This window comes from Streptomyces sp. NPDC030862 (genome assembly GCF_055571835.1).
In genome coordinates this window covers 409,538-435,988 of record NZ_JBVIEN010000005.1, presented here as the reverse complement: position 1 = coordinate 435,988, position 26,451 = coordinate 409,538, and the positions used below count along the sequence as shown (strand labels likewise).

The following is a 26,451-nucleotide window of genomic DNA, read 5'->3' as shown; positions in this document are numbered from 1 at the left end:
CTCACGGTCTCACGTAGAAGGGCTCGCCCGGAGGGGTGGCCTCGGCCGGCAGGAGTGCCAGGTCCAGGCCCCGCACCAGGCGGGCCCTCAGTGTTTCGTCGGCCGCGAGCGCGCGGGCCACGCGCTGGGCGGTCTCCGCGGGCGGCGCGGCCGGGCCCGTGACGAGCGCGAGCGTGCCGTCCGCGCCGCCGCCGGGCACCAGGTGCGCACGGAGCACGGCCGGCTCGGCGGCCACCACCGCGCGTACCGCCTCGGTGACGGCGGGGTCGGCGAGCGGGTCGGTCGTCGTGCGGCCCTCGGCGGCGGCGAGCAGCGCGCGGCCGGTCAGCTGGTACGGCACCGGTCCCGCGAGGTCCAGCACCAGCGTGTCGGCCTTCTCGTGGGCGGCCGCCTGGAGCGCCTGGTGCAGCGGTACGGCGACGGGGCGGGCGGCCGGGTCCCAGCGGGCCAGGGACTCGATGGAGGTGAACGCGGGCAGCGCGCGGCGGTCGCCGGCGGTGAGCGTGGGCACGGCCATGTCGCTGGTCTTCTCGCGGCGCAGCCCGGTCTCCTCGTCCTCCTCCACCTCACCGAGGACGGCGACGACGGGGACCAGCAGCCGGGCGCCCTTGAGCGCCGCGAGCACGCGCGGCTCGGCCGACCGGTCCTCGGCCCAGGCCGCCAGCGCGGCGGTGAGCTCGGGGTCGGCGGTGCCGTCGTCGTCGGAGAAACCGGGGTCGGGGATGTTCTTGAGCGCCACGCGTCGAGCCTATCCGGGCGTCAGTACCCGTTCGCGCGGCCCCCTCGCCACAGGACGACGGCGACGATCACCAGCAGGACGCCGACGCCGCCGGTGACGGGCGCGATCAGCCCGGTGCCCGCCTCCTCCCCGGGCTCGGGGCTGGGGCCGGTGCCGAAGTAGCGCTTGGCGTAGCCGGAGGTGGCGGCCTTCGGGTCGGCCGGGCGCAGCGTGCCGCCCGCCTCGATCGCCGCCGCGGGGTCGACCGTGCCGTAGCCCTTGTCGTCGTCGTGGCCGCCGCTCTCGGGGCGGTCGCGGGCCGTGTCGGCGAGGAGCTTCTTGATCTGGGCGGGCGTCAGTCCGGGGTGGGCGGCGCGGACCAGGGCGACGGCTCCGGAGACGAACGCGGAGGCGGCGCTGGTGCCCCAGCCCTGGTAGTACTTGCGGTCCGGGTCGGGGATGACGATGTCGACGCCGGGCGCGCTGACGGTGGCGTACCAGCGGCTGGTGGAGAAGGCCGCGTGGTTGCCGTAGCGGTCGACGGCGGTGACGGCGATGACGCCGGGGTAGGCGGCGGGGTACGAGATGTGGTCGCCCTTCTCGCCGCCGTTGCCGGCGGAGGCGACGACGACCACGCCCTTGGAGAGGGCGTACTGGACGGCGGCGTCCTCACCGGCGTCGGGGTGGGCGGACTCGCTGTCGTCGCCGAGGGAGAGGTTGATGACGTCGGCGCCCTGGTCGACGGCCCAGCGGATGCCCTTGGCGAGGGCGGTGCCGCGCGTGGTGCGGGCCTTGGCGCGGGCGGGGTCGGCGCCTTCGAGGATGACGCGGACGGGGAGGATCTTCGCCTCGGGCGCGATGCCGAGGACGCCGTCCTGGTTGCCGCGCCCATGGCCGTGACCGGCGATGATCCCGGCCATGGCGGTGCCGTGGCGGGCCCAGGCGCGGTCGCCCTGGCCGGCGCCGAAGCCGATGAGGTCCTTGCCGGGCAGGACGTTGCCGGCGAGGTCGGGGTGGGTGGGGTCGACGCCGGTGTCGAGGACGGCGACGGTGACGCCCGCGCCCTTGGTGGTACGCCACGCCTGGGTGGTGTGCATGGCCTCCAGGCCCCACTGCTGGGCGCGGATCGCGTCGGCGTGGGCGGGGGCGGCGGGCAGCAGCGCGAAGCCGACGGCCGCGAGGGCGGCGGCGAAGGCGCGCGGGCGGCGTCTCACTGCGGCTCCTGGGTGCTGGTGGCCTTGGTGAGGGCGGCGCGCAGGCCGCGCTCGACGCGGTCGGCTATGCCCTTGGCCTCGTGTCCGAGGCCGGCCTGGGCGGACGCGGTCGTCTGGCCCTCCGCCATCGCTTCGGCGGCGGGCTGCGGGTCGGGGACGGTACGGCCGTCGGCGAAGCCGGAGACCGCGTACACGATCACCGGTGCCTCGGTGAGGACGCTCACCCGCCAGCTGGCGCGCTGCTTGTCGCCGAAGCCGGCGGCGACGGTGCCGGGGGCCGGCAGGGTGCGGGGCATCAGGTCGGGGCGCTCGTCGAGGCTCTCGTCGCCGAAACGCGCCCTGAGGGCGGTCATGGCGGTGGCGTCGGCCTCGGTGAAGACCATGCCGACGGTGGTGACGCTGGTCGAGGTGGCGTCGGTGTACGTGGCGCGCAGCACGCGCGCGCAGCCGACGGGGCGCAGCGCCTTGAGGAGCAGCGGGTCGAGCGCCCCCGCGCAGGGGCCGTCGGGCGCCACGGCGACGCGTGTCCACACCCGGTCGGCGCGGCCGGGACCGGCGTCGTCGCCCTTGAGGGTGCGGGGGAAGAGGGTGTCGACGGGGACGCTGTGCCAGAGGGTGCGGGCCTCGGTGTACGCGGTACGGGTGGCCGGGTCGGGGCCCGGGTCCCCGGCGAGCCACGCCCCGGCCACGGCGCCGCCGATCAGCCCGAGCCCGAGCACCAGGCACGCGAGGGCGGCCCCGGTGCGCGCGGGGTGGCGGTCCCGGACGGGCCGCAGGCGGGTGGTCTGCTCCACGGGCGCCTCGGGGGGCAGCGGCCCCCAGTAGGCGTGCGGGGCGCTGACGGGTGGGCCGGAGGGCGCCGGTCCGAGGTTGACGGACCCGACGGGCGGTCGCCGCGAGGGCGCCGGAGCCACGGCCGGGGCGCCGGCCGGGGCGGACTGCTGCGGTACGGGCCTCAGGCGCGCGGTGCTTTCGGCGCCCGGCTCCTGCCGCACGGGACGGAGACGCGCGGTGGTCTCGACGGCTGCGGGCTCGGGCTGCTGGGCGGCGGCCGGGGCCTGGGGCGTGGCGGGGGCCTGCGGCCGCGGTACGCCGGGGGCGCGCGGCGGCTCCTGGGCGGCGGCGTGCGCGGGCTGCTGGGGGGTGCCGGGGCGCGAGGGCACGACCGGCGGCGAGGTCGGTGGAGCGGCCGGCGGCGGCGTCGGCGGGGAGGCCGGCGGCGGCGTCGGCGGGGAGGCCGGCGCGAGCGGAGGCAGCGGGGCGGCGGCCTGGCGCGGCGGGGAAGCCGGCGGGGTGCTCTGGGGCGCCGGGGAGGCCGGCGGTTCAGCCGGCGGGGTGCTCTCGGCGAGCGGGGGCAGCGGGGCGGCCGTCCGTGCCGCGCCGGAGGGCGCGGACTGCGGGACAGCCGGGGCCGGCGCTTCCGGAGGTGTGGGGCGTTCCGGCGATGCGGGGCGTTCCGGAGGGAGGAGGGCGTCGGTGATGCGGGAGGACGGGCGTCGTGCTTCGGTGCTCATCCGCCCCCCTGGTCGTCATCCGGATCGCCTTTCGGGGCAGGCCCGTTCGTCGGCGCGTGTCGTCACTCTAAGGCTTCCTCCCAGGTCCGCCGCAACGCGGCCGCGGGTGGGCGGCGGGGGCCCGCACGATCTGACCGGAACATCCCCCTACCCGGAGGTAGCACCGTCTGGCAGGCTCGGGCCATGACTCCCCGTGCCGCTGACCGGGCCCGGTACGACCGGGCCACCGCCCATCTCGACGCGCCGCTGGCCGTCGTCGATCTGGAGGCGTTCGACGCGAACGCCGACGACCTGCTCCGCCGGGCCGGCGGGAAGCCGGTCCGGGTGGCGAGCAAGTCGGTACGGTGCCGGGCGCTGCTGGAGCGGGTGCTCGCGCGGGACGGGTTCGCCGGGATCATGTCGTTCACGCTCGACGAGTCGCTGTGGCTCGCGCGGGCGGGGTTCGAGGACGTCCTGCTGGCGTACCCCTCGGTCGACCGGGCCGGTTTCTCGGAGCTCGCGCGGGACCCGAAGCTCGCGCGCGCGGTGACGGTGATGGTCGACGACCCGGCGCAGCTGGAGCTGATCGACCGGGCGCGTGAGGGCGGGGCCGAGGAGATCCGGGTCTGTCTGGAGCTGGACACCTCCCTGCGCCTGCTGGGCGGTCGCGTACGGATCGGAGCCCGGCGCTCGCCGCTGCACACGCCCGCGCAGGTGGCCGAGGTGGCCCGGTCTGTGGCGCGGCGGCCGGGGTTCCGGCTGGTCGGGCTGATGGCGTACGAGGGGCACGTCGCGGGGGTCGGGGACGCGGTCGCGGGGCGGCCGGCGCGGTCGCGGGCCGTGCGTCTGATGCAGGCGGCCGCCCGTAGGGAGCTGGCGGTCCGGCGGGCGGCCGTGGTGGACGCGGTCCGGGCGGTGGCGCCGGAGCTGGAGTTCGTCAACGGCGGCGGTACGGGGAGCGTGCAGCACACCGCGGCCGAGGACGCGGTGACGGAGATCGCGGCCGGGTCGGGGCTCTACGTGCCGCGGCTGTTCGACCACTACACCTCCTTCACCGGCCGGCCGGCCGCGCTGTTCGCGCAGCCCGTCGTCCGCCGCCCGGGCGTGGGCGCGGTCACCGTCCTCGGCGGCGGCTACCCCGCGTCGGGCGCGCCGGGCAAGGACCGGCTGCCGGTGCCGTACCTGCCCGAAGGGCTGCGGTACGACCCGCAGGAGGGCGCGGGCGAGGTGCAGACGCCGCTGCTGGGCGCCCCTGCCGACGATCTGCTGATCGGCGACAAGGTGTGGTTCCGGCACGCGAAGGCGGGCGAGCTGTGTGAGCGGTTCGACGCGCTGCACCTGATCGAGGGCGACCGGGTCACGGCGACCGTGCCGACGTACCGGGGTGAGGGCCGGACGTTCCTCTAAACAGGTCATCTCAATCGGTGTAATGCGGGTGTCGCAGGTTCGGATCCTGCCGGGGCACGCGCAAAGGGCCGGCTCAGGAGGGTTTCCTCCCAGGCTGGCCCTTCGTCGTGTTCGGGCCCCTCGCGGATCACGGCTCCGAACCGGTCGGCGATGGCCCGGTCACGGTCGCTGGTCATGTGCCGGTCGAGGGTCCTGGAGACGCCGCTCAGCGATACCGGGTCGGGTGTCAGCTCACGGACGGGGCTTCCGTGCGGCCCCGCACGATGATCTTGCCGGTGTTCTCGCCGCGCAGCATTCCCAGGAACGCGTCCACGATGTGCTCGAAACCGTCGACCACCGTCTCGTCCAGAGCGAGCCGACCGCTCTGCAGATGCGGCACCGCGAACTCGTACAGTTCCTCCTGCACATCGCGGTAGTTGCTGACCAGGAAGCCCTCCATGCGGATGCTCTTCTCCACGATGTCCGCGTAGTCGAAGCGCGGTTGCGACGCGTCGGGGGTGTTGTACTGGCTGATCGTGCCGACGCGGACGATGCGCCCGAACTCGCGCAGCGCTCCCACCGCCGCGGCCAGCTGCTCGCCGCCGACGTTGTCGACGAACACGTCGATGCCGCCTGGTGCGGCCTTGCCGAGCAGGTCGGCGGCGGGCCCGTCGTGGTAGTCGAAGACGGCGTCATAGCCCACCTCCCGCGTAAGGTGGTCTGCCTTCGCTGCCGAGCCCGCGCTGCCCACGAGCCGTCCGGCGCCGAGCAGTCGGGCGAACCGGCCGGTCGCCGTGCCGACCCCGCCCGCCGCTGCCGACACGAACAGATCCTCGCCCTCCTGGAGCCGGGCGATCCGGGTGAGGCCCACATAGGCGGTCAGGCCGGTGCCGCCGAGAGTGCTCAAGTACGCGGTCAGGGGCACCCCTTCGAAGCGGGGCAGCTGTCGGACCTCCTCCGGCGTGACCGCCGAGTGCGTGCGCCAGCCCTGCCGGTGGAACACGATCTCGCCCTCGGCCAGACGGGGTGTGCGCGAGGCGACGACTCGCCCTATGGTGCGGCCCTCCAGCGGTGCGCCGAGCGCGAAGCCGCCGGGCACATCGTCCATCATCTCGCGGTGATACGGGTCGACGGACCAGTAGAGGTTCTCCACGAGCGCGCTGCCGGCTGCGGGCTCGGGAAGCGGGGACTCGATGAAGGCGAAGTGGTCGGCGGTGGGAAAGCCGTGGGGGCGGGCGATCTGATGCACGGTGAGCGCGGTCGTGTTCATGACCGGACCGTATGGCGGGAATGCGCCACCTGGGCAGTCGGTTGGGCTCATGCGACCGACCGTTCCATGAGCAGTCCTCATATCTCGAGGTGAGCGCCCTGTGGCCCGCAGTACCGACTCCGATCTCGCCCCGCACGAACTGCGCGTCCTGGTTGCGGTCGCGGACACCGGCGGGTTCTCGGCCGCGGCCGGGACACTCGGTCTGACGCAGTCCGCGGTCTCCCACTCGGTGCGCGGCAGCGAGCGCAAGATCGGTGCCGTGCTCTTCGACCGCGGCCGCACCGGCGCCCGTCCCACCCCCGCCGGAGACAAGGCCGTGGCGTACGCCCGCCGCATCCTGCGCCTGCTGGACGTCCTGAACGCCGAGGCGCGCGGTGCGGCCAGGTTCGACGCGGCGGAGGGGCCGCTGCGGATCGCGGCCTTCCGCAGTGCGGCGCTCCACCTGTTGCCGCCCGTCCTCCAGCGGCTACGCGTCCGGCATCCCGGGATCGAGCCGCGGGTGCGGATCGTACGCGAGGTGGGGCGCGGCACCGCGGGCGAAGTGGCCGACGGGAGAGCCGACATAGCCATCGCCACACTCGGCGGCTCCGTGCCGCCTCCACCGGGTCTGGTCGCGAGCCGGCTCCTTGAAGAGCCGTATGCCCTGGTACACCCGGCGGGTCACGCCGCCCCGCGCTCGCTGCCGCTGGTCGACTGGGCGGAGAACTGCGGCTCGTACACCCGCGACTGGTGGGCGGCACAGGACTGGATCCCGAAGGCGACCGTCGAGGCCGAGGATGACGGGGCGGTGCTCTCCCTGGTGAGCGGCGGTCATGGAATGGCGATCATGCCTGCGCTCTCCTTGGTCGGAGCGGCGAACTCGGTCGCGATCACTGATCTCGGTCTCGATCGCCCGACACGCCAGGTCGGCTATGTCACCACCTCCGAACTGGCCGGATCCGCCGTCGTGCGCGCTGTGGTGAGGGAGTTGCGGGCGGCGGTCCCGCGGTCGAGCGCGTGAGCGCATCCAAGGCCCTCACGGCCCGATGGAGCTGCCGACGCCGCCGCCCGTGGCACTGCCGATGGGGCGGATCCCGCGCGTGATCTCGTCCATGAGGGCGAGGGGTGGCCCCTCCGGGCCGGCGTCGAAGGCGAACCGTACGACCACGGGGGTCCCGCTGCCGGAGGGGGCGGGAAAGGCGAGCGACTGGACGTAGCCGCCCGGGCCGTTGCCGGTGGTGACCTGCCAGCGGACCAGGTGGCCGGTACGGCCGGCGACGACGGCCGGGCGCGAGGCGATCACCTTGTGGGAACGGATGCCGCCGTGGAGGCGGTTGCCGAGGGCGTCCTCCTCGTACGCGCGGTCGGCTGCCGTCACGATGTCCTGTTCGGCGATGGCCTTGACGGTGCTGCCCTCCGGCGCGCTGACGGTCCAGGAGGTGACGGTCCCGGGCTTGCAGAAGCGGCTCGTGTCGCCGGGACAGGCGACGTCGGCCACGGTGGTCACGGTGGCGACGTCGGCCGTGGTGTGCTCCGGCTTCTCCCAGCCGTCGGGGATGGGGAGCGTGATGCCGTTGAGCTGGTCGACGACGACCGCGGGGTCGTCCTCGGCGCCGGCATCTGAGGGGGAAGGCGTGGGCGTCGCCGGGGTCGTCGTCACCGGGGCCGTGGGGGAAGGCGGCGGGGCGAGGGCCTCGTCGTCGCCGGAGGGCCGGAGGACGACCGCCGCGACGGCGACCGCCGCCACCAGGACGGTGCCGGCGACGGCGAGCGGAAGCACACCGCTCCGGCCTCTCGGGGGGCGGCCGACGGGGCGGGTCCGGCCGGTCCACGCGGTGCCGTCCCACCAGTGCTCGACGGCGGGGTTGCCCGGGTCCGGGTACCAGCCGGGAGGAGTCGTCATGCTCATGCGATCAGGGTAGGCAGCCGGACGCCGTACGACGACGCCCGGCCACCGCGCTGTTCCCTACAGGGGCGTGACGTACGCGCCGGAGATGCCGCCGTCGACGAGGAAGTCGGTGGCGTTGACGAAGGACGAGTCGTCGCTGGCGAGGAACGCGACGGCGGCCGCGATCTCCTCCGCCTCGGCGAAGCGCCCGACCGGGATGTGGACGAGGCGGCGCGCGGCCCGCTCGGGGTCCTTGGCGAACAGCTCCTGGAGGAGCGGGGTGTTGACCGGCCCGGGGCACAGGGCGTTGACGCGGATGCCCTCGCGGGCGAACTGCACACCCAGCTCGCGCGACATGGCGAGCACGCCGCCCTTGGAGGCGGTGTACGAGATCTGGCTGGTGGCCGCGCCCATGCGGGCGACGAAGGACGCGGTGTTGATGATGGAGCCCTTGCCCTGGCGCCGCATGTAGGGGATGGCGGCCTTGCAGCACAGGTAGACCGAGGTGAGGTTGACCTCCTGGACGCGCTTCCACGCCTCCAGGCCGGTCTCCAGGATGGAGTCGTCGTCGGGCGGCGAGATGCCCGCGTTGTTGAAGGCGATGTCGACGCTGCCGTACGTGTCGTACGCCGTCTTGAAGAGCGCCTCGACCTGTTCGGCGTCGGTGACGTCGACGCGTACGAAGGTGCCGCCCACCTCGTCGGCGGCGGCCTTGCCGGCCTTCTCGTCGATGTCGCCGCAGACGACGTGGGCGCCCTCGGAGGCGAGGCGGCGGGCGGTGGCGAGGCCGATGCCGCTGCCGGCGCCGGTGATGACGGCGGTACGGCCGACCAGGCGGCGGCAGACGGTGTTCTCGTTCGTGGCGGTCATGGGGTCTCAGGCCTCCGTGCTGATGAAGACGTTCTTGGTTTCGGTGAAGGCGGTCAGGGCGTCGGGGCCGAGCTCACGGCCGAGGCCGGACTGCTTGAAGCCGCCGAACGGAGTCCAGTAGCGGACGCTGGAGTGGGAGTTGACGGAGAGGGCGCCCGCGCGGACGGCGCCGGAGACGCGCAGGGCGCGGCCGACGTCGCGGGTCCAGATGGAGCCGGACAGGCCGTACTCGGTGGCGTTCGCGAGCCGTACGGCGTCCTCCTCGTCCTCGAAGGGGAGGACGACGGCGACCGGCCCGAAGATCTCCTCCGTGGCGGCCGGCGCGTCCGCCGGGAGGCCGGTGAGGACGGTGGGCGGGAACCAGAAGCCGGGTCCCTCCGGGGCCTTCCCGCGGATGGCGGCCGCGTCCTCGGGGACGTACCCGCGCACCCTCTCCAGCTGCGTGCGGGAGATCAGCGGGCCCATCTGCGTCCGCTCGTCGGACGGGTCGCCGACGACGACCTCCTCGATGGCGGGCGTGAGGAGCTCCAGGAAGCGGTCGTACGCGCTGCGCTGGACGAGGATGCGGGTGCGGGCGCAGCAGTCCTGACCGGAGTTGTCGAGGAACGCCATGGGGGCGGTGGCGGCCGCGGCCTCGATGTCGGCGTCGGCGAAGACGATGTTGGGGCTCTTGCCGCCGAGTTCGAGCGTCACGCGCTTCACGCGGTCGGCGCACGTCGCCATGATCTGCTTGCCGACGCGCGTGGAGCCGGTGAAGACGATCTTGGCGACGCCGGGGTGCTCGACGAGCGCGTTCCCGGCGACGGAGCCGGCTCCGGGCAGCACCTGGAACAGGTGCTCCGGAAGGCCCGCCTCCAGGGCGAGCTCGGCGAGCCGCAGCGCCGTGAGCGGGGTGGTCTCGGCGGGCTTGAGGACGACGGCGTTGCCGGCCGCGAGCGCGGGGGCGGTGCCCCAGGCGGCGATGGGCATCGGGAAGTTCCACGGGGCGATCACGCCGACGACGCCGAGGGGTTCGAGGATCGTGACGTCGAGGCCGCCGGGGACGGGGATCTGGCGGCCGTTCAGGCGCTCCACTCCCCCGGCCGCGTAGTCGAGCAGGTCCCGGACGTTGCCGGCTTCCCAGCGGGCGTTGCCGAGGGTGTGGCCGGCCTCGCGGACCTCCAGCCGGGCCAGCTCCTCCCGGTGGTCGTCGACGACGGCGGCGAAGCGGCGCAGGAGGCGGGCGCGGTCCGCGGGGGCGGCGGCGGCCCAGGTGCGCTGGGCGGCGGCGGCGCGCGTGACCGCGGCGTCGACGTCGGCGGCGGTGGCCGCCGGGACGGTGGCGACGACCTCTTCGGTGGCGGGGTTCAGTACGAGGTGTGCGGTGGTCTCTTCGGTGGTCTCTTCGGTGCTCAAGACGAGGGCCTCACATGCGTTCGAAGGAGCGGCGCAGCTCCCAGTCGGTGACCGCGGCGTCGAAGGCGTCCAGTTCGACCCGCGCCATGTTGCGGTAGTGGGCGACGACCTCGTCCCCGAAGGCCGCCTTCGCCAGGGGGCTGTTCTCCCACAGTTCGGCGGCCTCGCGCAGGGTGGTCGGCACGTGGGCGTAGTCGGCGGTGTAGGCGTTCCCGTCGCACGGCTCGGGCAGCTCCAGCTCGTGCTCGATCCCGTACAGGCCGGCCGCGACCAGGCCCGCGACGGCGAGGTGCGGGTTGACGTCACCGCCGGGGAGGCGGTTCTCGAACCGCAGGGAGCGACCGTGGCCGACCACCCGGAGGGAGCAGGTGCGGTTGTCGTATCCCCAGGCGACGGCGGTGGGGGCGAAGGAGCCGGGCTGGAAGCGTTTGTACGAGTTGATGTTGGGCGCGTAGAGGAGGGAGAAGTCGCGGAGCGCGGCGAGCTGCCCGGCGAGGAAGTGGCGCATCACCGGGGACATGCCGCCGGGTCCGTCACCCGCCATGGCGTTGCGGCCCTCGGCGTCCTGGAGGGAGAGGTGGATGTGGCAGGAGTTGCCCTCGCGCTCGTTGTACTTCGCCATGAAGGTGAGCGAGACGCCCTCCTGGGCGGCGATCTCCTTGGCGCCCGTCTTGTAGATGGTGTGCTGGTCACAGGTGACCAGGGCTTCGTCGTACTTGAAGGCGATCTCGTGCTGGCCGGGGTTGCACTCGCCCTTGGCGGACTCGACGGTGAGGCCGGCGGCGGCCATCTCGTTGCGGATGCGGCGCAGGAGGGGCTCGATGCGGCCGGTGCCGAGCACGGAGTAGTCGATGTTGTACTGGTTGGCCGGGGTGAGCCCCTTGTACCCGGCGTCCCAGGCCTGCTCGTAGGTGTCCTTGAAGACGATGAACTCGAGCTCGGTGCCGACGTGCGCGGTGTAGCCGTGCTCGGCGAGCCGTTCCAGCTGGCGGCGCAGGATCTGGCGGGGCGCGGCGACGACCGGGGTTCCGTCGCTCCAGGCGAGGTCGGCGATGAGGAGCGCCGTGGCCTCGTTCCAGGGGACGCGCCGCAGGGTGGACAGGTCGGGGCGCATGGCGAAGTCGCCGTAGCCGTTGTTCCACGAGGACATCGCGTAGCCGTCGACGGTGTTCAGCTCCACGTCCACGGCGAGGAGGTAGTTGCAGCCCTCCGTGCCGTGCTCGAGCACGTCGGAGAGGAAGAAGGGTGCGGCGAACCGCTTGCCCTGGAGCCGCCCTTGCATATCGGGGAAGGCCAGGACCACTGTGTCGATCTCACCGCTCGCGACGAGGGCGCGCAGCTCCTCGACGGTGAGCGGGGGTTTGCGGTCTGCCACGGGAATGCTCCTCCTTCGGTCAGCCGGGAGCCATAAGGTATTGCCGGAGACCATTGCTTGGGAAGGGGAAACCGCGAGGTGGCGAAGAAGAGCGAACCGGAGGACCGGCTGACACCGGTCCTGCGCCCGGTGCGGGCGGGCAACGGCTTCGAGGAGGCGCTGGAGCAGATCCTCCAGGTCGTACGGCTCGGCCTGGTGCCCGGCGGCGAGCGCCTGCCCGCCGAGCGGGAGCTGGCCGAGCGGATGGGCATCAGCCGGGTCACCCTGCGCGAGGTGCTGAAGGTGCTCCAGGAGCAGGGGCTCGTGGAGAGCCGGCGCGGCCGCTATGGCGGAACGTTTGTGCTGCGCCGCGACCGCGCGCCCGGCGACCACGGCGAGGAGGAGCTGCGCCGCCGCGTCGCCGCCGTCGACGTCGAGGACACGCTGCGCTTCCGCGAGGTGCTGGAGGTGGGCGCGGCCGGGCTGTGCGCGGCGCACGGGCTCTCCGAGGAGGGCGCGGAGCGGCTGCGTGCGGCGCTGCGGGCGACGCACGACGCGCCGCTGGAGGACTACCGGCGCCAGGACACGCTGCTGCACCTCACGCTGGCGGAGCTGTCGGGGTCGCCGACGCTGACGGCGCAGTACGCGGCGGTCCGGGCGACGGTGAACGACCTGCTGGACTGTATCCCGCTGCTGGTGCGGAACCTGGAGCACTCGCAGCACCAGCACACCGCGCTGGTGGAGGCGGTGCTGGAGGGGGACGCGGACGCGGCGCGCGAGGTGATGCGGGAGCACTGCGCGGGGACGGCGGCGCTGCTGCGCGGCTTCCTGGCGTGAGCCGCGGGCGGGGCGCGGGGCCCGGCGTAACCGGAACGTAACGCACGGGGGTTGCGCTCCCCTCCCGGCCACCGCAAAGGTATGGGTCCATTCCATTGGGCCCCGACCGATGCGGGAGCACGCTGCCATGACGCTGGAAGAAACCAAGGACGCCCCGGTCCCTGCGGATGACTACTTGAAACGACGGGCCCTGCGGCAGGGCAGCGCCGGCTGGCTGCTGCTGACCGGCCTGGGGGTCGGTTACGTCGTCTCGGGAGACTTCTCCGGCTGGAACATCGGCCTGGCGGAGGGCGGTTTCGGCGGGCTGGCCGTCGCCACCCTCCTGATGGGCGTGATGTACGCCTGCCTGGTGTACGCGCTCGCCGAGCTGTCCGCCATCCTCCCCGCCGCCGGAGGCGGTTACGGCTTCGCACGCCGCGCGCTCGGCACCTGGGGCGGCTTCCTGACCGGGACGGCCATCCTCATCGAGTACGTCCTGGCCCCGGCCGCCATCTCCATCTTCATCGGCGACTACGTCGAGTCACTCGGCCTGTTCGGGCTGGAGTCCGGCTGGCCGGTCTACCTCGCGTGCTTCGTCGTCTTCATCGGCATCCACCTGTGGGGCGTGGGCGAGGCGCTGCGCTTCAGCCTCATCGTGACGGCGATCGCGGTGGCGGCGCTGCTGATCTTCGCGGTCGGCGCCTTCACGGAGTTCCGCGCCGACGGGCTGGACGACATCCCGGTCGACGGGTCCGCCTTCGGGGCGAGCTCCTGGCTGCCCTTCGGCCTGCTCGGCATCTGGGCCGCCTTCCCCTTCGGGATGTGGTTCTTCCTGGGCGTGGAGGGCGTGCCGCTGGCCGCCGAGGAGGCCAAGGACCCGGTGCGGTCCATGCCGCGCGCGCTCTCGCTGTCGATGATGGTGCTGGTGCTGCTCGCCGTGCTGACGTTCTTCGCGGCCACGGGGGCGCGGGGTTCGGCGGCGATCCAGGACGCGGGCAACCCCCTCGTCGTCGCGCTCCAGGGGGACGGCGGCCCGACCCCGCTGAGCCGGTTCGTCAACTACGCGGGCCTTGCCGGCCTGGTGGCGTCGTTCTTCTCGCTCATCTATGCCGGCTCGCGCCAGCTGTTCGCCCTGTCCCGCGCGGGCTACCTGCCCCGCTTCCTGTCGCTGACCAGCCGCCGCAGGTCGCCGTACCTGGGGCTGCTGATCCCGGGCGCGATCGGCTTCGCGCTGGCGGCCGGGACCGGCGACGGCGCACGGATGCTGAACATCGCGGTCTTCGGCGCCACCATCAGCTACGCCCTCATGGCGCTGTCCCACATCGTGCTGCGGCGCCGCGAGCCGGACCTGCCGCGCCCCTACCGCACGCCCGGCGGCGTCCTGACCTCCTCCGTCGCGCTCGTCCTCGCGCTGTCCGCGCTGGTGGCGACGTTTCTGGTGGACGTGGACGCGGCACTCATCGCGCTGGGGGTGTACGTCGTCGCCCTCGCGTACTTCGCCTTCTACAGTCGGCACCGTCTCGTCGCGAACGCGCCCGAGGAGGAGTTCGCGGCGCTGGCGGCGGCCGAAGCCGAGCTCGAACGCAACTGAGAGGACCTTGTCGTGCCGAAGCCGCTCATCGGCGTCACCACCTACCTGGACCGCGCCCGGTGGGGCGTCTGGGACATGCCGGCGGCACTGCTGCCGGAGACGTACCCGCGCCTGGTCCAAGCGGCGGGCGGTATCGCCGCGATGCTCCCGCCGGACGCGCCCGCCACGGCCGCGGAGGCGGTGGCCCGCCTCGACGCCCTGGTCGTCGCGGGCGGCGCCGACGTCGACCCCGTACGGTACGGCGCCGAGCGCGACCCCCGTACGGGCCCGGCGGCGGCGGAGCGGGACTCCTGGGAGCTCGCGCTGATCGACGCGGCCCTCGCGACCGGCACGCCGCTGCTGGGCGTCTGCCGCGGCATGCAGCTGCTCAACGTGGCGCTCGGCGGCACCCTGGTGCAGCACCTGGACGGGCACACCGGCGGCCCCGGCGTCTTCGCCGCCCACACGGTGAAGCCGGTCCCGGGCACGCGGTACGCCTCCCTGGTCCCGGAGGCGGTGACGGTCCCGACGTACCACCACCAGGCGGTGGACCGGCTGGGCCGCGGCCTGGCCCCTTCGGCGCACGCGGAGGACGGCACGGTGGAGGCGGTGGAGCTGCCGGGCACGCGCTGGGCGATGGGCGTGCAGTGGCACCCGGAGATGGACGCCGACCTGCGGGTGATGGAGGGGCTGGTCGCGGCGGCGTCGTGAGTACGCGTGAGGCCCGGCCCGCTGGTGCGCGGACCGGGCCTCACGTGTGACTCAGGCGGCCGGGAGCCGGGGCAGCTTCTCGGGGAAGGTCCGCGCCTCCTGGCAGTCGACGGTCTCGTACGTGTGGCGGGCGAGCTGGTAGGCGAAGTCGACGAGGACCTGGCGCAGCTCGGTCCCGTGGACGCGGGTGTCACCGATGGTGCGGGCGTCCACCGTCAGCGCATAGGCCTCCCGCGCCTCGCCGGGCTTCATGCCGGGCGTGGTGCAAGGGATGTACACGTACGCGGTGTCCGGGTGCACCACGGCTCTGATGTCGCCGGACGACACCTCGACGGGGTCCGCGTCGTACGGCTCCTTCGCGTAGTAGTCACGCCACGGGCCGGGAGCCGAATCCCGGGACTCCACTTCACCCGAGATGACGGAGCCGCCGCTGGTGCGTACGTAACACCCGAAGAGGAAGCCGCCGTCCGACCGCAGGTTGAGCCTCCCGCGTTCCTCGGCCGAACGGGCCGTCGGCAGCGCGCGGGCCGCCGTCTCCCGGTCGACCGCACCGTCGCACGGCCGGGCCGGTAGCCGGTCGAGACCCTTGGTGAAGATCTCCAGGTATCCGAAAACCGCCGCGAGGGCCAGCAGACACCCCAGACCCGCGCGCATGACGGTCTTCTTACGACGTGCCTGCATCAGACTGCCCGTATCCACTCAAGGTCACGCGGCCGGGCGGGCATGGGAGTCCTCGAGCAAGGTGTCGCTCCGGGTCCAGCCCGCCTCGATCGCCTCGCGAATCACTTGCATTCGCGAGGAACTTCTGCCGTTGGCGCCGGCTTTCAGTTGCTCCCATTCGTCCCATGCCATCTGATGGGTTCCCTTCCCCCGTGCGGACAAGCGCATGATCGACGTTCCGGACGGAAACGGACGCAAGACGTCCGGGACACGTCATTGGATGACCCTACACAAGGCAATGGGCGTACTTACGTGGGGAGTTGGGGCGACCGTCCGGAGGTCTGACCCCCTCAACCGTTATCCTCCGGCCCCCGCCCTACCCCCGCGCCAGCGACAGCAGGTCGCGGGCCGGCCCCGTGGGGAGCGGGCCCGTCGGCCAGACCGCGCGCAGGGCGCGGTGGAGGTGGACGCCCTCGACCGGCACCTCGACCAGGCGGCGCGAGGCGAGTTCCTCGGTGACCGCGAGCTCGCTGAGGACCGCCGGACCCGCGCCGGTCACGGCCGCCGCCTTGACGGCCGTGGTGGAGGCGAGCTCCAGCAGCGGGTCCGCGAGGCCGCCGTGGTCGGCGAGGGCGGCGTCCAGGACCTGGCGGGTGCCGGAGCCGTACTCGCGCAGCACCAGCGGGGTCGCCGCCAGCTCCGCCGGGGTGACGGGGCCGCGGCGGCGGGCCCAGCGGTGCGAGGGCGCGGCGACCACCACGAGCCGGTCGTGGGCGACGACCACGGCGTCCAGGCCGTCCGGCACGGCGAGCCCCTCGACGTACCCGAGGTCCGCCTCGCCCGCGAGCAGGGAGGCGGCGACGGCGGCCGAGTTGCCCGCCTGGAGCGAGACGGCCGTGTCGGGGCGCTCGGCGCGCAGCGCGATGAGCCACCCGGGCAGCAGGTACTCCGCGATGGTCATGGAGGCGGCGACCCGGAGGCGCGAATCGCGCCGGTCCCGCAGCGCCTGCGCCCCCACGTCGAACGCCTCCGCCGCCTCCACCACCCGCCGCGCCCAGTCGGTGACGAGGGAACCCGCGTCGGTCAGCCGCGAGCCGCGCGGCGAGCGGTCCACCAGGGCGACGCCGAGCTGCCGCTCCATGGAGCGGATCCGGCTGCTGGCGGCCGGCTGCGTGATGCCGACCTCGCGCGCGGCCCGGCCCAGGCTGCCGTGCCGGGCGACGGCGAGCAGCAGTTCGAGGGCTCCGAGGTCGGGGACGCGATGCGACAGGCTCATAACTTCAGTTTATGGGGTCATAGGGTCAAGATCCCTGGTGGTGGGCATCGGCGCAGGTCACGGTGGGTGAATGGCAACAACGCTCGCGCAGTACACCCCTCTCCCCCGCGTCCCCCGCACCCTGGCGGTCCGCCATCTCGGACCCAACTGGTACGCGACGGTGATGGGTACCGCGATCGTCGCCGGCGCGGGTGCCGCCCTGCCCGTCCGGGTGCCCGGTCTGCGGACCGCCTGCACCGCCGTCTGGGCCCTGTCCCTGCTGATGCTCGCCGTGCTGCTCGTGGCGCGGACGCTGCACTGGACGCACCACCGCGACCAGGCCCGGGCCCATCTCCTGGACCCGGCGGTGGCGCCGTTCTACGGGTGCGTGGCCATGGCCCTGGTGTCGGTCGGCGGAGGCGCCCTGACCGTCGGCAGGGACTGGATCGGGCTGGACGCGGCCCTCGCCCTGGACGGTGTGCTGTTCGTCCTGGGCACGGCCCTCGGCGTGGCGGTCGCGGTCACCGTCCCGTACCTGATGGTGGTGCACCACCGGATCGAGGCCGCCTCTCCGGTGTGGCTGCTGCCGGTGGTGGCGCCCATGGTCTCCGCCGCGCACGGCCCCCTCCTCGTACCGCATCTGCCGCCGGGGCAGTGGCAGGGGACGCTGCTGCTCACCTGCTACGGGCTGTTCGGGCTGAGCCTGTTCGCGGTGCTGCTGATGCTTCCGCTGGTCTTCGGGCGGCTGATGACGGGCGGGCCGCTGCCCCTCACCCTGACCCCGACGCTCTTCCTGGTGCTCGGGCCGCTGGGCCAGTCCACGACGGCCGCGAACAACTTCGCCGACGCGGCACCGCACCTTCCCTACGGGACGACGCTGGCCGTGCTGTACGGCGTACCGGTCATGGGCTTCGCCCTGATGTGGCTGGTACTGGCCGGTGCCCTGCTGGTGCGGGCGCGCCGCAGGGGCATGGGGTTCGCGATGACGTGGTGGGCGCTGACGTTCCCGGTGGGGGTGTGCGTGACCGGCGCGGAGGGGCTGGCCCGGCACACCGGGCTCACGCCGCTGCTGTGGCTGGCCGTGGCGCTGTACGCGCTGCTGGTGGCGGTCTGGCTGGTGGCCGCCGCCCGGACCGTACGGGGGCTGGTCAGCGGAGCGCTGCTCGCAGCGCCGCCGGCGCCGTCGCCAGGGACGGCCCGTACCAGGTGAGGTGGCGCCCGTCGACGAGCGCGGCGGGGATCCCCTCGAACGCCTCGGGTCCGTCGTCCGCCGTGAAGCGGTACGGCTCGTCCGGCAGGACCACCAGGTCGGCGCCGGAGGCGCGCAGCTCGTCGAGCGGGACGCGCGGGTAGCGCTCGGCGTGGTCCGCGTACACGTTGACCACACCCAGGCGGGCCAGCAGGTCGCCCGCGAAGGTGTCGCGGCCCAGCACCATCCAGGGGCGGCGCCAGATGGGCACGACGGCCCTGCGCCGGTACGGGCCCGGGGTGAGCGTTTCCCAGGCCGCCTCGGCCTCGTCGAGCCACCGCGGCCGGGTCCGTACGCCGCAGGCCCGCAGCACGCGGTCCAGCTCGGTGAAGGCCTGCTTCAGGGTGCGCACCTCGGTGACCAGCACGTCCAGTCCCGCGGCACGCAGGGCGGCGAGGTCGGGGGCGCGGTTCTCCTCCTCGTTGGCGAGGACGAGGTCGGGGCGCAGGGCGGTGACGGCGTCCACGTCCGGGTTCTTGGTACCGCCGATACGGGTGACGTCGAGGGCGGAGGGGTGGGTGCACCAGTTCGTGGCACCGACGAGGAGGCCGGGCGCCGTGGCGGCGACGGTCTCGGTCAGGGAGGGCACCAGGGAGACGACCCGCGTGCGCACGGCCGCCCCGTGCTCGGCCCCCGCGCGCACGGCACTCGTGCGTTCAACCATCGCGGGGCGCCGTCCCCATGTGCTCGGCGACGGCGACGACCAGGATGCGGGTGGCGGGTCCGCTGGCGCGCCAGCGGTGGCGCACGCCGCCGGAGAGGTACAGCGTGTCGCCGCGTTCCAGCCGGTAGGCGCGGCCCTCGGCCTCCACCTGGGCGGCGCCGTCGGCGACGTACAGCAGGGCGTCGTTGCGCAGGACGAGTTCCCGTCCGGCGTCGTGCTCGCCGGTGAACTCGTCGGCGTGCATCTGGTGCTCGCCGCGCACCAGCGGCCGTACGCCGGGCACGCCGGAGGCGTCGTCGGCCCGTACGACGTCGACGGTGCGCGTCGAGTCGGCCGCGTAGAGCAGCTCCACGGCCGTGGTCTCCAGGGCGTCCGCGACCCGCTCCAGGGAGCGGGTGCTGGGCCGGGCGCGCTCGTTCTCGATCTGGCTGAGAAACGGCACGGACAGCCCACTGCGCTCGGCCACCGCGGCGAGGGTGAGCGAGAGTGCTCTGCGCCTCCGGCGGACGGCCGCGCCCACGCGAAGCGTCTCCTTGTCGTCCATCTCTACGGCTCCCTCCCTCTTCGACCACCTTACGCAGCGTCGGTACCACCGAGTAGCGCAACGGGAGGGAAAGGCGCGATAGGGCGGGCCTCACGTGCACGGTGAGACCCGCCCTGGGAGAGCGTTCGGGTGGGCTTTACGCGGCGGGGGCCAGCCTGTCCGCGAGGCCCGGGTGCTCCCCGAGCCAGGCCCGGACGGCCTGCTGCTCCTTGCCCTTGCCCGTCTCCTGGATCGTGGCTTCGAGGTCCGTGAGCTGCTTCTCGGTCAGCTTGAAGCTCTTGAGCCAGTCGGCGACCTCGGGGTGGTCGGCCGCGAACCCCTTGCGGGCGAGCGTGTGCACACCGTCACCCTTGCCCCAGGTTCCCTTCGGGTCCTTGAGCTTCTTCAGGTCGTAGGTGGAGTACGCCCAGTGCGGTGACCAGAGGGTGACGACGATCGGCTCCTTCTTGGCGTACGCGCGCTTGAGCTCGGCGAGCATGCCGGGGGTGGAGCCGTCGACGACCTCGTACTCGCCGTCCAGGCCGTACGCCTTGAGGACCTTGTCCTTGAGGAGCCCCATCATTCCGGCGCTGGGCTCGATGCCGACGATGCGGCCCTTGAACCGGCCCGGCTGCCCCTTGAGGTCGTCCAGGGAGTCGACGCCCTTCAGGTACGAGGGCACGGTCAGCTCCAGCGAGGTGGGGCCGTACCAGGCGCCCAGGTCCTCCAGCCGGTCCCGGTACGTGTCCCAGTAGGTGGCGTGGGTGACGGGCAGCCAGGCGTCGGTCTGGACGTCGATCTGGCCGTTGGCCATGCCGGTGTAGAGGGCGCCGGCCTCGTACTGCTTGGCGTCGACCTCGAAGCCGCGCTGCTCCAGGAGCTCCTTCCACAGGAAGGTGGAGGCGATGCCCTCGTCCCAGGGGATGTACCCGAGGGAGATCTTCTCGCCGTGCCCGACGTCCTTGCCGGCGGCCGCCGCCCCGGAGGGGGTCGCGCCGCCGAAGACGCCCATGCCGCCCGCGACGAGCGCGAGGACGACGACGCCCACGACGGCGACGGCCGGCCGGGGACGGTGGTTCCAGAGCCTCGCGCGGCCCCCTGCCGGGGCCCCGGCCCTGGCGAGGGCGCGGCGGCCGAGCGGGGACACCTGGCGGCCGAGGGCGCCGGTGATCCGGTCCAGGTACATGGCGAGGACGACGATCGAGATGCCCGCCTCGAAGCCGAGGCCGATGTCGACGTTGCCGATGGCGCGGTAGACGGCGCCGCCGAGGCCGCCGCCGCCGACCATGCCGGCGATGACGACCATGGACAGGCCCAGCATGATCACCTGGTTGACGCCGGCCATGATCGTGGGCAGGGCGAGCGGGAGCTGGACGCGGAGCAGGGTGTCGCGCGGGCTGGTGCCGAAGGCCTCGGCGGCCTCCACGAGCTCCTTGTCGACCTGCCGGATGCCGAGCTCGGTCATCCGTACGCCGGGCGGCAGGGCGAAGACGATGGTGGCGATGATGCCGGGGACCACGCCGACGCCGAAGAAGATGATGCCGGGGATCAGGTAGACCATGGCGGGCATGGTCTGCATGAAGTCCAGCACCGGCCGGACGACGGCGCTGACGGTCCGCGAGCGCGAGGCCCAGATGCCGAGCGGGACCGCGATCGCCAGGGTGACGACGGTGGCCACGAGGACCAGGCTGAGGGTGGACATCGCGTCCTCCCACAGCTCGACGGAGTCGATGAGCGCGAACCCGGCGAAGGCGAGGACGCCCGCCGCCAGGCCGCGCAGCCACCAGGCGAGGACGGCGAGGACGCCGGCGAAGAGCAGCGGCTCGGGGGCGGACAGGGCCGCGTCGATCCCGTCGTACATGCCGGTGACGAGGGAGCTGACGGCGTCGAACAGCCAGGACAGGTGGGACTGGAGCCAGTCGACGCCGCGGTCGGTCCAGTCGCCGAGGGGCAGGCGGGGCAGGCTAGGCACGGGCCGCCTCCCGCTCGCACGGGTGGGGATCGCGCTTGCACGGGTGGGGATCCCGCTGCTCGTCGCCGACGAAACCGATCAGCCGAGCCTGCGGTACGACGCCGATGACCTCGCCCTCCGTGTCCGTCACGGCCACCGGGTGCGGGACGCGGGCGCTGACCGCGCACAGCTCGGCGACGGGGGTGTCGGCCGTGACGGTCGGGCAGGCGCAGTCCGCGGCGTCGGGGCGGTGGGGGGTGGTCATGACGGCGGCGGCTGTCAGGACGCGTGAGCGGTCGACGTCCTGGATGAAGGAGGCGACGTAGTCGTCGGCGGGGCGCAGCAGGATGTCCTCGGCGGAGCCGAGCTGGACGATCCGGCCGTCGCGCATGACGGCGACGCGGTCGCCGATGCGCATGGCCTCGTTGAGGTCGTGGGTGATGAACACGATGGTCTTCTTCAGCCGCCGCTGGAGCTCCAGGAGCTGGTCCTGCATGTCGCGGCGGATGAGCGGGTCGAGGGCGCTGAAGGACTCGTCCATGAGGAGGAGGTCGGCGTCGGTGGCGAGCGCGCGGGCCAGGCCGACGCGCTGCTGCATGCCGCCGGACAGCTCGTCGGGCCAGGACTTCTCCCAGCCGGCCAGGCCGCACAGCTCCAGGGCCTCGGCGGCGCGGCGCTCGCGTTCGGGGCGCGCGACGCCCTGCACCTCGAGGCCGTAGGCGGCGTTCTCCAGGACGCTGCGGTGCGGGAAGAGCGCGAAGTGCTGGAACACCATGCTGATGCGGGTGGCGCGGACGTGGCGCAGCTCGCGCGGGCTGAGGGCGGTGAGGTCCCGGCCGTCGAAGAGGACGCGCCCGGCGGTCGGTTCCAGCAGGCCGTTGAGCATGCGCAGCAGGGTGGACTTGCCGGATCCGGACAGGCCCATCACGACGAAGATCTGGCCCGGCTCCACGGAGAAGGACGCGTCGATCACCGCCGCGGTCGTGCCGTCGGCGCGCAGCTCGTCGCGGCTCGCGCCGTCGGCGAGCCTGCGGACCGCCGCCGCCGCTTGATCGGGTCGTCTGCCGAACACCTTGTACAGGTGGTCGGCCTGAAGCCTGGACACACGTCACCTCACGGGTCGTCATGGAGCGGAGCCGCACCTGCCCGGGCACTTCCGGCACAAACGGAATGGTGATCCACTTCACTGGCGTGCCGGCCGGGTGTCGGTGGGGTGGTGCATGATCGGTGGTGTGACGCGACGCCTGATGCTCCTCGACACCGCCTCCCTGTACTTCCGCGCCTACTTCGGGGTCCCCGACTCCGTGAAGGCCCCGGACGGCACGCCGGTCAACGCCGTACGCGGGCTGCTGGACTTCATCGCCCGGCTGGTCCAGGACCACCGGCCGGACGAGCTGGTGGCGTGCATGGACGCCGACTGGCGGCCGCACTGGCGGGTGGAGCTGATCCCGTCGTACAAGGCGCACCGGGTCGCGGAGGAGGCCGCTCCGGGGACGGGCCCGGACGAGGAGGAGATCCCGGACACGCTGTCGCCCCAGGTGCCGGTGATCGAGGCGGTGCTGGACGCGGTGGGCATCGCCCGGGTCGGCGTCGCGGGGTACGAGGCGGACGACGTGATCGGCACGCTCACGGCGCGGGCGGCGGGGCCGGTGGACATCGTCACCGGGGACCGCGATCTGTACCAGCTGGTGGACGACGCCCGGGGCGTGCGGGTGCTGTATCCGCTCAAGGGCGTGGGCAGCCTCCAGGTCACGGACGAGGACTGGCTGCGGTCGAAGTACGGCGTGGACGGGCGGGGGTACGCCGATCTGGCGCTGCTGCGCGGGGACCCGAGCGACGGGCTGCCGGGGGTGCCCGGCATCGGCGAGAAGACCGCCGCGAAGCTCCTGGCGGCGTACGGGGACCTCGCCGGGATCATGGCGGCGGTCGACGATCCGGCGTCGAAGCTCTCGCCGGCGCAGCGCAGGCGGCTGGCCGAGTCGCGGGAGTACGTGGCGGTCGCGCCGAAGGTGGTGCGGGTCGCCGCCGACGTGCCGCTGCCGGACTTCGACCCCGCGCTGCCGGCGGGGCCGGTGGAGCCGGAGGCGCTGGAGGAGCTGGCGGCGCGGTGGGGGCTGGGCGGCTCGCTGGACCGTTTGCTCTCCGTGCTGCAGGGGTGAGGTGTTAGCTTAGGTAAGCCTAAGCAACTATGTTCGGGGAGAGACGGGGAGACCACCGTGGCGCAGCAGCCCGCCCGCAAGGCACCAAAGGCCCGCGAAGCTCGTGTCGTTCGTACCGAGCGGCTCACGCCGCACATGGTGCGGGTGGTCCTCGGCGGCGAGGGGCTGTCCGATTTCAGCGCGGACGAGTTCACCGACCACTACATCAAGCTGCTCTTCCCGCCGCCGGGGGTGACCTACCCGGAGCCGTTCGACATGGACCGCATCCGGGAGGAGTTCCCGCGCGAGCAGTGGCCGACGACCCGGACGTACACGGTTCGGGCGTGGGACGCCGCCGAGCGCGAGCTGACCGTCGACTTCGTCGTCCACGGCGACGAGGGCCTCGCCGGCCCGTGGGCCGCCTCCGCACAGGAGGGCGAAACGATTCGCTTCCTCGGCCCGGGCGGCGGGTACGCGCCGGACCCGGCGGCGGACTGGCACCTGCTCGTCGGCGACGAGAGCGCACTGCCGGCGATCGCCGCATCGCTGGAGCGGCTGCCGGAGGGCGCCGTGGGGCACGCCTTCGTGGAGGTCGACTCCCCCGACGACGAACAGAAGATCGCGGCCCCGCCCGGCGTCGAACTCCGCTGGTTCCACCGGACCGGCCGCCCGGTCGGCGAGGCGCTCCTCACAGCGGTCCAGGACCTGGACTTCCCGCCCGGTGACGTCCACGCCTTCGTCCACGGCGAAGCCGGCTTCGTCAAGGACCTCCGCCGCCACCTCCGCCTGGACCGCCGGATCCCCCGCGAACGCCTCTCCATCTCGGGCTACTGGCGCCTGGGCCAGACGGACGAGGCCTGGCGCGCGATCAAGCGCGACTGGAACGCCCAGGTGGAACGCGAACAGGAGCCCCCCGCGGGCCCGGCGGCCGCCTGAGCCACCACCCGGGCGCCGCACCCACCGGGCCCGGCCCTGACGAGCCCTGCCTCCCCGCACGCCGGCCCACCACCGCAGGTGCCCCGGCCCCGGGCGGGCGCAGCCCGAAACGGCGAAACGTCACGCCCCGAAGGGCCGGGGCCAGGCCCTAGGGTCCGGGGCGGAGCCCCGGTTTCGGGACGGGGCGGGGTGGGGGGAGAGCCCGCCGCAGGTGCCCGGGCCCACCACGCAGCCGCACCCCCACCCGCGCCGCCTTACTCCCGCGCCTCGCCCTCGCCCTCCCTCTCCCCCTCCCCATACCGCCGCGCCGACGCATCCACATGCGCCAACCGCCGCAACGCCGCGAACACCGCCTCCCCCAGCACCGTCCCGACCACCGCGCTCTCCACCAGGTCCTCGCGCCTGGCACCCCCCGCCACCCACGCGAGATCCGCCGCGGCGACTTGCTCCGCGGCCTCCGCGTAGGTGTCCAGCACCTCGGAGAAATCCGCGTGCCCCACCTGCCGGAGCGCGGCCAGCGCACCGGCGAGCGCGTCCAGCGCGGGGTTCTCGTCCCCGACGCGCCACCCCCGGCCCGCCACCAGCTCCTTCGCCGTCACGCGCGCCGCCTCCCGCTCCGGGTCCGCCTCGCCGCCGCTCGACGCCGTCAGGCGGTGGGTCGCCTCGCCCAGCACCTTGTGCACCGGCCGCTGGGGGTCGTCGATCGCGTCGAGCACCTCGCGCAGGGCCGCCACCGACAGCCCGCCGACGTCGATCAGGGCCCGCACGAGGCGGAGCCGCCGCTCGTGCGTGTCGTCGTAGGACGCCTGATTGGGGCTGGTCAGCCGCCCGGCCGGCAGCAGTCCTTCCCGTACGTAGTACTTGATCGTCGGGACCGACACCCCGGTCCGCCGACTCAACTCGCCAATGCGCATGCCCGCGTCACCCCTTGCCTTGAGAACTCCCATCATAGATAGTTTCGCTATCGGATAGCGGATAGCACCGCTACCCATAACTGGGGGTTCTCCATGTCCTTCTCGCACCGGCTGTCATCTCTGCACCGGCCGCTCCTCCTCTTCTCCGCCGCCATGGCCCTCCTCGCCGGCGTCTCGGCCGTCGGACTGGTCATCGACGACCGCGTCCTTGCCGGGGCGCCGATCTGGGCCAAGCCGTTCAAGTTCGCGGTCTCGTTCGTCGCGTACTGCCTGTCGCTCGCGTGGATGCTGTCGCTGCTGCCGCGCTTCCGGCGCACCGGCTGGTGGGCGGGGACCATCGTGGCCGCGTCGTGCGCCGCCGAGATGGCGATCATCACCTTCCAGGCGGCCCGGGGACGACGCAGCCACTTCAACCACGCCACGCCCTTCGACAGCACGCTGTACGACGCCATGGCGGGCACGGTCGTCGTGCTGTGGACCGCGACGCTCGTCATCGCCGTCCTGCTGTTCCGGGCGCGGTTCGTGGACCGGGCGTCCGCCTGGGCCCTGAGGCTGGGCGCTCTGCTGGCACTGGCGGGCGCCGGAATCGGCTTCCGCATGACACGGCCCGCGCCGGGTCAGCAGCCGGGCGCCTCCGAGGTGGTCGGCGCGCACAGCGTCGGCGTACCGGACGGGGGTCCGGCCATGCCCCTCACCGGCTGGTCGACGACCGGCGGCGACCTCCGCATCCCGCACTTCGTCGGCATGCACGCGCTCCAACTGCTGCCGCTCTTCCTCCTGGTCCTCGTCGTCCTGGCACCCCGGTTCGCCCGGCTGCGCGACGAGCGTGTACGCCTGCGCCTGGTGCTCGTGGCCTCGGCGGCGTACGCGGCCCTCTTCGCCCTGGTCACCTGGCAGGCGCTGCGCGGTCAGCCCCTGGTCCACCCGGACGGCGCGACACTCACCGCAGCGGGGATCGTCGCGCTCCTCACCGCGGCCGGCGGCTGGGCCGCGCTCCGTACGACGGCGCCGGCGACCGGTGCCCGCCCCACGCACCTGGAGCGAGTGGCATGACCGTCATCCTCTTCGAGCTGTCCTTCTCTCTGGCCGCGCCCGTCTGGCTGCTGATGATCCTGGCGCCCCACTGGCGATGGACCACGCGGATCGCCTCGTCCCCCCTCACCGTCGTACCCATCCTCCTCGTCTATCTGGGCCTGGCCGTCCCGGTGTTCCCGGAACTCTGGGCCGCCGTACGCGAGCCCGATCTGGAGACCTTCCGCGACCTGACCGCCCTGGCGGACGGGGCCGGAGCGATCTGGGCCCAGGTCATCGCCTGGGACCTGCTGATCGGACAGTGGATCTTCCTGCGGTCGCGCGAACTCACCCTGCACCCGCTGCTCACCGGGCCCCTGTTGGTCCTGACCGTCCTCCTCTCCCCCCTCGGCCTGCTCGTCTTCCTGGCCGTACGAGAGGTGAGGACCCGGCACCGGGCCGCGCCCGCGAAGCACCTAGCCTGAA

Annotated in this window: 26 protein-coding genes; 10 read left to right on the top strand and 16 right to left on the bottom strand. The window is 73.5% G+C overall.

Annotation, left to right across the window (positions count from 1 at the left end):
- Position 1 precedes the first annotated feature (1 nt).
- The 3 genes from ACZ42X_RS16465 to ACZ42X_RS16455 are packed head-to-tail and all read right to left on the bottom strand — an operon-like array spanning position 2 to position 2,744.
- Complete coding sequence (locus ACZ42X_RS16465) at positions 2-739, bottom strand: SseB family protein (protein ID WP_468289784.1); 738 nt, start codon at positions 737-739, stop codon at positions 2-4.
- Between the two features lie 20 nt (positions 740-759).
- Positions 760-1,932, bottom strand: a complete 1,173-nt coding sequence (gene mycP / locus ACZ42X_RS16460) for a type VII secretion-associated serine protease mycosin (RefSeq protein ID WP_468289781.1) — start codon at positions 1,930-1,932, stop codon at positions 760-762.
- Complete coding sequence (locus ACZ42X_RS16455; protein ID WP_468290161.1) at positions 1,929-2,744, bottom strand: hypothetical protein; 816 nt, start codon at positions 2,742-2,744, stop codon at positions 1,929-1,931. The genes mycP and ACZ42X_RS16455 overlap by 4 nt, the downstream gene beginning before the upstream one ends.
- A gap of 885 nt (positions 2,745-3,629) precedes the next feature.
- On the opposite strand from ACZ42X_RS16455, the gene ACZ42X_RS16450 reads away from it, so the two are divergent.
- Complete coding sequence (locus ACZ42X_RS16450) at positions 3,630-4,832, top strand: amino acid deaminase/aldolase (RefSeq protein WP_468289778.1); 1,203 nt, start codon at positions 3,630-3,632, stop codon at positions 4,830-4,832.
- A 226-nt stretch (positions 4,833-5,058) separates the two neighbouring features.
- Here the strand turns inward: ACZ42X_RS16450 and ACZ42X_RS16445 are convergent, their stop codons facing one another.
- Positions 5,059-6,081 (bottom strand): NADP-dependent oxidoreductase, encoded by a 1,023-nt coding sequence (locus tag ACZ42X_RS16445; RefSeq protein WP_468289775.1) that lies wholly within the window; start codon positions 6,079-6,081, stop codon positions 5,059-5,061.
- Between the two features lie 100 nt (positions 6,082-6,181).
- On the opposite strand from ACZ42X_RS16445, the gene ACZ42X_RS16440 reads away from it, so the two are divergent.
- A complete protein-coding gene (locus tag ACZ42X_RS16440; RefSeq protein ID WP_468289772.1) occupies positions 6,182-7,081 on the top strand; it encodes a LysR family transcriptional regulator in 900 nt (299 codons plus the stop codon).
- A gap of 15 nt (positions 7,082-7,096) precedes the next feature.
- Here ACZ42X_RS16440 and ACZ42X_RS16435 read toward each other — a convergent pair whose 3' ends face one another.
- From ACZ42X_RS16435 to ACZ42X_RS16420, 4 genes are read right to left on the bottom strand one after another with little or no spacing between them, the layout of a single operon-like run.
- On the bottom strand, positions 7,097-7,969 hold the full coding sequence (locus ACZ42X_RS16435) for a DUF2510 domain-containing protein (protein ID WP_468289769.1): 873 nt from the start codon (positions 7,967-7,969) through the stop codon (positions 7,097-7,099).
- A gap of 57 nt (positions 7,970-8,026) precedes the next feature.
- Positions 8,027-8,818 carry a 3-oxoacyl-ACP reductase gene (locus ACZ42X_RS16430; protein WP_361422273.1) on the bottom strand — a complete coding sequence of 264 codons (792 nt, stop codon included), beginning with the start codon at positions 8,816-8,818 and terminating at the stop codon, positions 8,027-8,029.
- Between the two features lie 6 nt (positions 8,819-8,824).
- Complete coding sequence (locus tag ACZ42X_RS16425) at positions 8,825-10,213, bottom strand: aldehyde dehydrogenase family protein (RefSeq protein ID WP_468289765.1); 1,389 nt, start codon at positions 10,211-10,213, stop codon at positions 8,825-8,827.
- Between the two features lie 10 nt (positions 10,214-10,223).
- Positions 10,224-11,588 carry a glutamine synthetase family protein gene (locus tag ACZ42X_RS16420; RefSeq protein ID WP_468289762.1) on the bottom strand — a complete coding sequence of 455 codons (1,365 nt, stop codon included), beginning with the start codon at positions 11,586-11,588 and terminating at the stop codon, positions 10,224-10,226.
- Between the two features lie 78 nt (positions 11,589-11,666).
- On the opposite strand from ACZ42X_RS16420, the gene ACZ42X_RS16415 reads away from it, so the two are divergent.
- From ACZ42X_RS16415 to ACZ42X_RS16405, 3 genes are all read left to right on the top strand, one after another.
- Complete coding sequence (locus ACZ42X_RS16415; protein ID WP_468289759.1) at positions 11,667-12,404, top strand: FadR/GntR family transcriptional regulator; 738 nt, start codon at positions 11,667-11,669, stop codon at positions 12,402-12,404.
- A 127-nt stretch (positions 12,405-12,531) separates the two neighbouring features.
- Positions 12,532-13,974: an ethanolamine permease gene (eat, locus tag ACZ42X_RS16410; protein WP_468289757.1), complete on the top strand. Its 1,443-nt coding sequence runs from the start codon at positions 12,532-12,534 to the stop codon at positions 13,972-13,974.
- A gap of 12 nt (positions 13,975-13,986) precedes the next feature.
- On the top strand, positions 13,987-14,664 hold the full coding sequence (locus tag ACZ42X_RS16405; RefSeq protein ID WP_468289754.1) for a gamma-glutamyl-gamma-aminobutyrate hydrolase family protein: 678 nt from the start codon (positions 13,987-13,989) through the stop codon (positions 14,662-14,664).
- A gap of 51 nt (positions 14,665-14,715) precedes the next feature.
- On the opposite strand, the gene ACZ42X_RS16400 is transcribed toward ACZ42X_RS16405, so the two are convergent.
- The 3 genes from ACZ42X_RS16400 to ACZ42X_RS16390 all read right to left on the bottom strand — a co-directional run bounded on the left by ACZ42X_RS16400 (position 14,716) and on the right by ACZ42X_RS16390 (position 16,600).
- Positions 14,716-15,345 carry a hypothetical protein gene (locus ACZ42X_RS16400; RefSeq protein ID WP_468289751.1) on the bottom strand — a complete coding sequence of 210 codons (630 nt, stop codon included), beginning with the start codon at positions 15,343-15,345 and terminating at the stop codon, positions 14,716-14,718.
- A 24-nt stretch (positions 15,346-15,369) separates the two neighbouring features.
- The gene (locus ACZ42X_RS16395) at positions 15,370-15,516 is read right to left on the bottom strand and encodes a hypothetical protein (RefSeq protein WP_468289748.1); all 147 of its coding nucleotides are present in this window, start codon (positions 15,514-15,516) and stop codon (positions 15,370-15,372) included.
- Positions 15,517-15,700: 184 nt separating this feature from the next.
- On the bottom strand, positions 15,701-16,600 hold the full coding sequence (locus ACZ42X_RS16390; RefSeq protein WP_468289745.1) for a LysR family transcriptional regulator: 900 nt from the start codon (positions 16,598-16,600) through the stop codon (positions 15,701-15,703).
- Positions 16,601-16,670: 70 nt separating this feature from the next.
- Between ACZ42X_RS16390 and ACZ42X_RS16385 the strand changes: the two genes are divergently transcribed.
- Positions 16,671-17,789 (top strand): TDT family transporter, encoded by a 1,119-nt coding sequence (locus ACZ42X_RS16385; protein ID WP_468289742.1) that lies wholly within the window; start codon positions 16,671-16,673, stop codon positions 17,787-17,789.
- Here the strand turns inward: ACZ42X_RS16385 and ACZ42X_RS16380 are convergent.
- From ACZ42X_RS16380 to ACZ42X_RS16365, 4 genes are all read right to left on the bottom strand, one after another.
- Positions 17,728-18,492, bottom strand: a complete 765-nt coding sequence (locus tag ACZ42X_RS16380; protein ID WP_468289739.1) for a helical backbone metal receptor — start codon at positions 18,490-18,492, stop codon at positions 17,728-17,730. The genes ACZ42X_RS16385 and ACZ42X_RS16380 overlap by 62 nt on opposite strands.
- Entirely contained in the window at positions 18,485-19,036 is a 552-nt protein-coding gene (locus ACZ42X_RS16375) for a helix-turn-helix domain-containing protein (protein ID WP_468289736.1), read from the bottom strand. The genes ACZ42X_RS16380 and ACZ42X_RS16375 overlap by 8 nt, the downstream gene beginning before the upstream one ends.
- A 136-nt stretch (positions 19,037-19,172) precedes the next feature.
- Positions 19,173-20,978 (bottom strand): ABC transporter permease/substrate binding protein, encoded by a 1,806-nt coding sequence (locus ACZ42X_RS16370; protein ID WP_468290158.1) that lies wholly within the window; start codon positions 20,976-20,978, stop codon positions 19,173-19,175.
- A gap of 1 nt (position 20,979) precedes the next feature.
- Entirely contained in the window at positions 20,980-22,071 is a 1,092-nt protein-coding gene (locus tag ACZ42X_RS16365; protein ID WP_468289733.1) for a quaternary amine ABC transporter ATP-binding protein, read from the bottom strand.
- Positions 22,072-22,213: 142 nt separating this feature from the next.
- On the opposite strand from ACZ42X_RS16365, the gene ACZ42X_RS16360 reads away from it, so the two are divergent.
- Both ACZ42X_RS16360 and ACZ42X_RS16355 read left to right on the top strand, forming a co-directional pair.
- Entirely contained in the window at positions 22,214-23,125 is a 912-nt protein-coding gene (locus ACZ42X_RS16360; protein ID WP_468290155.1) for a 5'-3' exonuclease, read from the top strand.
- Between the two features lie 57 nt (positions 23,126-23,182).
- The gene (locus tag ACZ42X_RS16355) at positions 23,183-24,040 is read left to right on the top strand and encodes a siderophore-interacting protein (RefSeq protein ID WP_468289730.1); all 858 of its coding nucleotides are present in this window, start codon (positions 23,183-23,185) and stop codon (positions 24,038-24,040) included.
- Positions 24,041-24,294: 254 nt separating this feature from the next.
- Here ACZ42X_RS16355 and ACZ42X_RS16350 read toward each other — a convergent pair whose 3' ends face one another.
- On the bottom strand, positions 24,295-24,954 hold the full coding sequence (locus ACZ42X_RS16350) for a MerR family transcriptional regulator (RefSeq protein WP_468289727.1): 660 nt from the start codon (positions 24,952-24,954) through the stop codon (positions 24,295-24,297).
- 93 nt (positions 24,955-25,047) lie between these two features.
- Here ACZ42X_RS16350 and ACZ42X_RS16345 point away from each other — a divergent pair, with 93 nt between their 5' ends.
- Positions 25,048-26,007, top strand: coding sequence for a hypothetical protein (locus ACZ42X_RS16345; protein WP_468289724.1), 960 nt, complete (start codon positions 25,048-25,050; stop codon positions 26,005-26,007).
- Positions 26,004-26,450 carry an ABA4-like family protein gene (locus ACZ42X_RS16340; RefSeq protein WP_468289721.1) on the top strand — a complete coding sequence of 149 codons (447 nt, stop codon included), beginning with the start codon at positions 26,004-26,006 and terminating at the stop codon, positions 26,448-26,450. Before ACZ42X_RS16345 ends, ACZ42X_RS16340 begins: the two co-directional genes overlap by 4 nt.
- Position 26,451 lies beyond the last annotated feature (1 nt).

Excerpts from the sequence above, each read along its gene's own strand:
- ACZ42X_RS16350 (WP_468289727.1), bottom strand. The coding sequence starts at position 24,954 with ATGCGCATTGGCGAGTTGAGTCGGCGGACCGGGGTGTCGGTCCCGACG.
- ACZ42X_RS16345 (WP_468289724.1), top strand. The coding sequence starts at position 25,048 with ATGTCCTTCTCGCACCGGCTGTCATCTCTGCACCGGCCGCTCCTCCTC.
- ACZ42X_RS16390 (WP_468289745.1), bottom strand. The coding sequence starts at position 16,600 with ATGAGCCTGTCGCATCGCGTCCCCGACCTCGGAGCCCTCGAACTGCTG.
- ACZ42X_RS16385 (WP_468289742.1), top strand. The coding sequence starts at position 16,671 with ATGGCAACAACGCTCGCGCAGTACACCCCTCTCCCCCGCGTCCCCCGC.
- eat (WP_468289757.1), top strand. The coding sequence starts at position 12,532 with ATGACGCTGGAAGAAACCAAGGACGCCCCGGTCCCTGCGGATGACTAC.
- ACZ42X_RS16435 (WP_468289769.1), bottom strand. The coding sequence starts at position 7,969 with ATGAGCATGACGACTCCTCCCGGCTGGTACCCGGACCCGGGCAACCCC.
- ACZ42X_RS16380 (WP_468289739.1), bottom strand. The coding sequence starts at position 18,492 with ATGGTTGAACGCACGAGTGCCGTGCGCGCGGGGGCCGAGCACGGGGCG.
- ACZ42X_RS16375 (WP_468289736.1), bottom strand. The coding sequence starts at position 19,036 with ATGGACGACAAGGAGACGCTTCGCGTGGGCGCGGCCGTCCGCCGGAGG.
- ACZ42X_RS16430 (WP_361422273.1), bottom strand. The coding sequence starts at position 8,818 with ATGACCGCCACGAACGAGAACACCGTCTGCCGCCGCCTGGTCGGCCGT.
- ACZ42X_RS16400 (WP_468289751.1), bottom strand. The coding sequence starts at position 15,345 with ATGCAGGCACGTCGTAAGAAGACCGTCATGCGCGCGGGTCTGGGGTGT.
- ACZ42X_RS16450 (WP_468289778.1), top strand. The coding sequence starts at position 3,630 with ATGACTCCCCGTGCCGCTGACCGGGCCCGGTACGACCGGGCCACCGCC.
- ACZ42X_RS16395 (WP_468289748.1), bottom strand. The coding sequence starts at position 15,516 with ATGGCATGGGACGAATGGGAGCAACTGAAAGCCGGCGCCAACGGCAGA.
- ACZ42X_RS16340 (WP_468289721.1), top strand. The coding sequence starts at position 26,004 with ATGACCGTCATCCTCTTCGAGCTGTCCTTCTCTCTGGCCGCGCCCGTC.
- ACZ42X_RS16445 (WP_468289775.1), bottom strand. The coding sequence starts at position 6,081 with ATGAACACGACCGCGCTCACCGTGCATCAGATCGCCCGCCCCCACGGC.
- ACZ42X_RS16360 (WP_468290155.1), top strand. The coding sequence starts at position 22,214 with ATGCTCCTCGACACCGCCTCCCTGTACTTCCGCGCCTACTTCGGGGTC.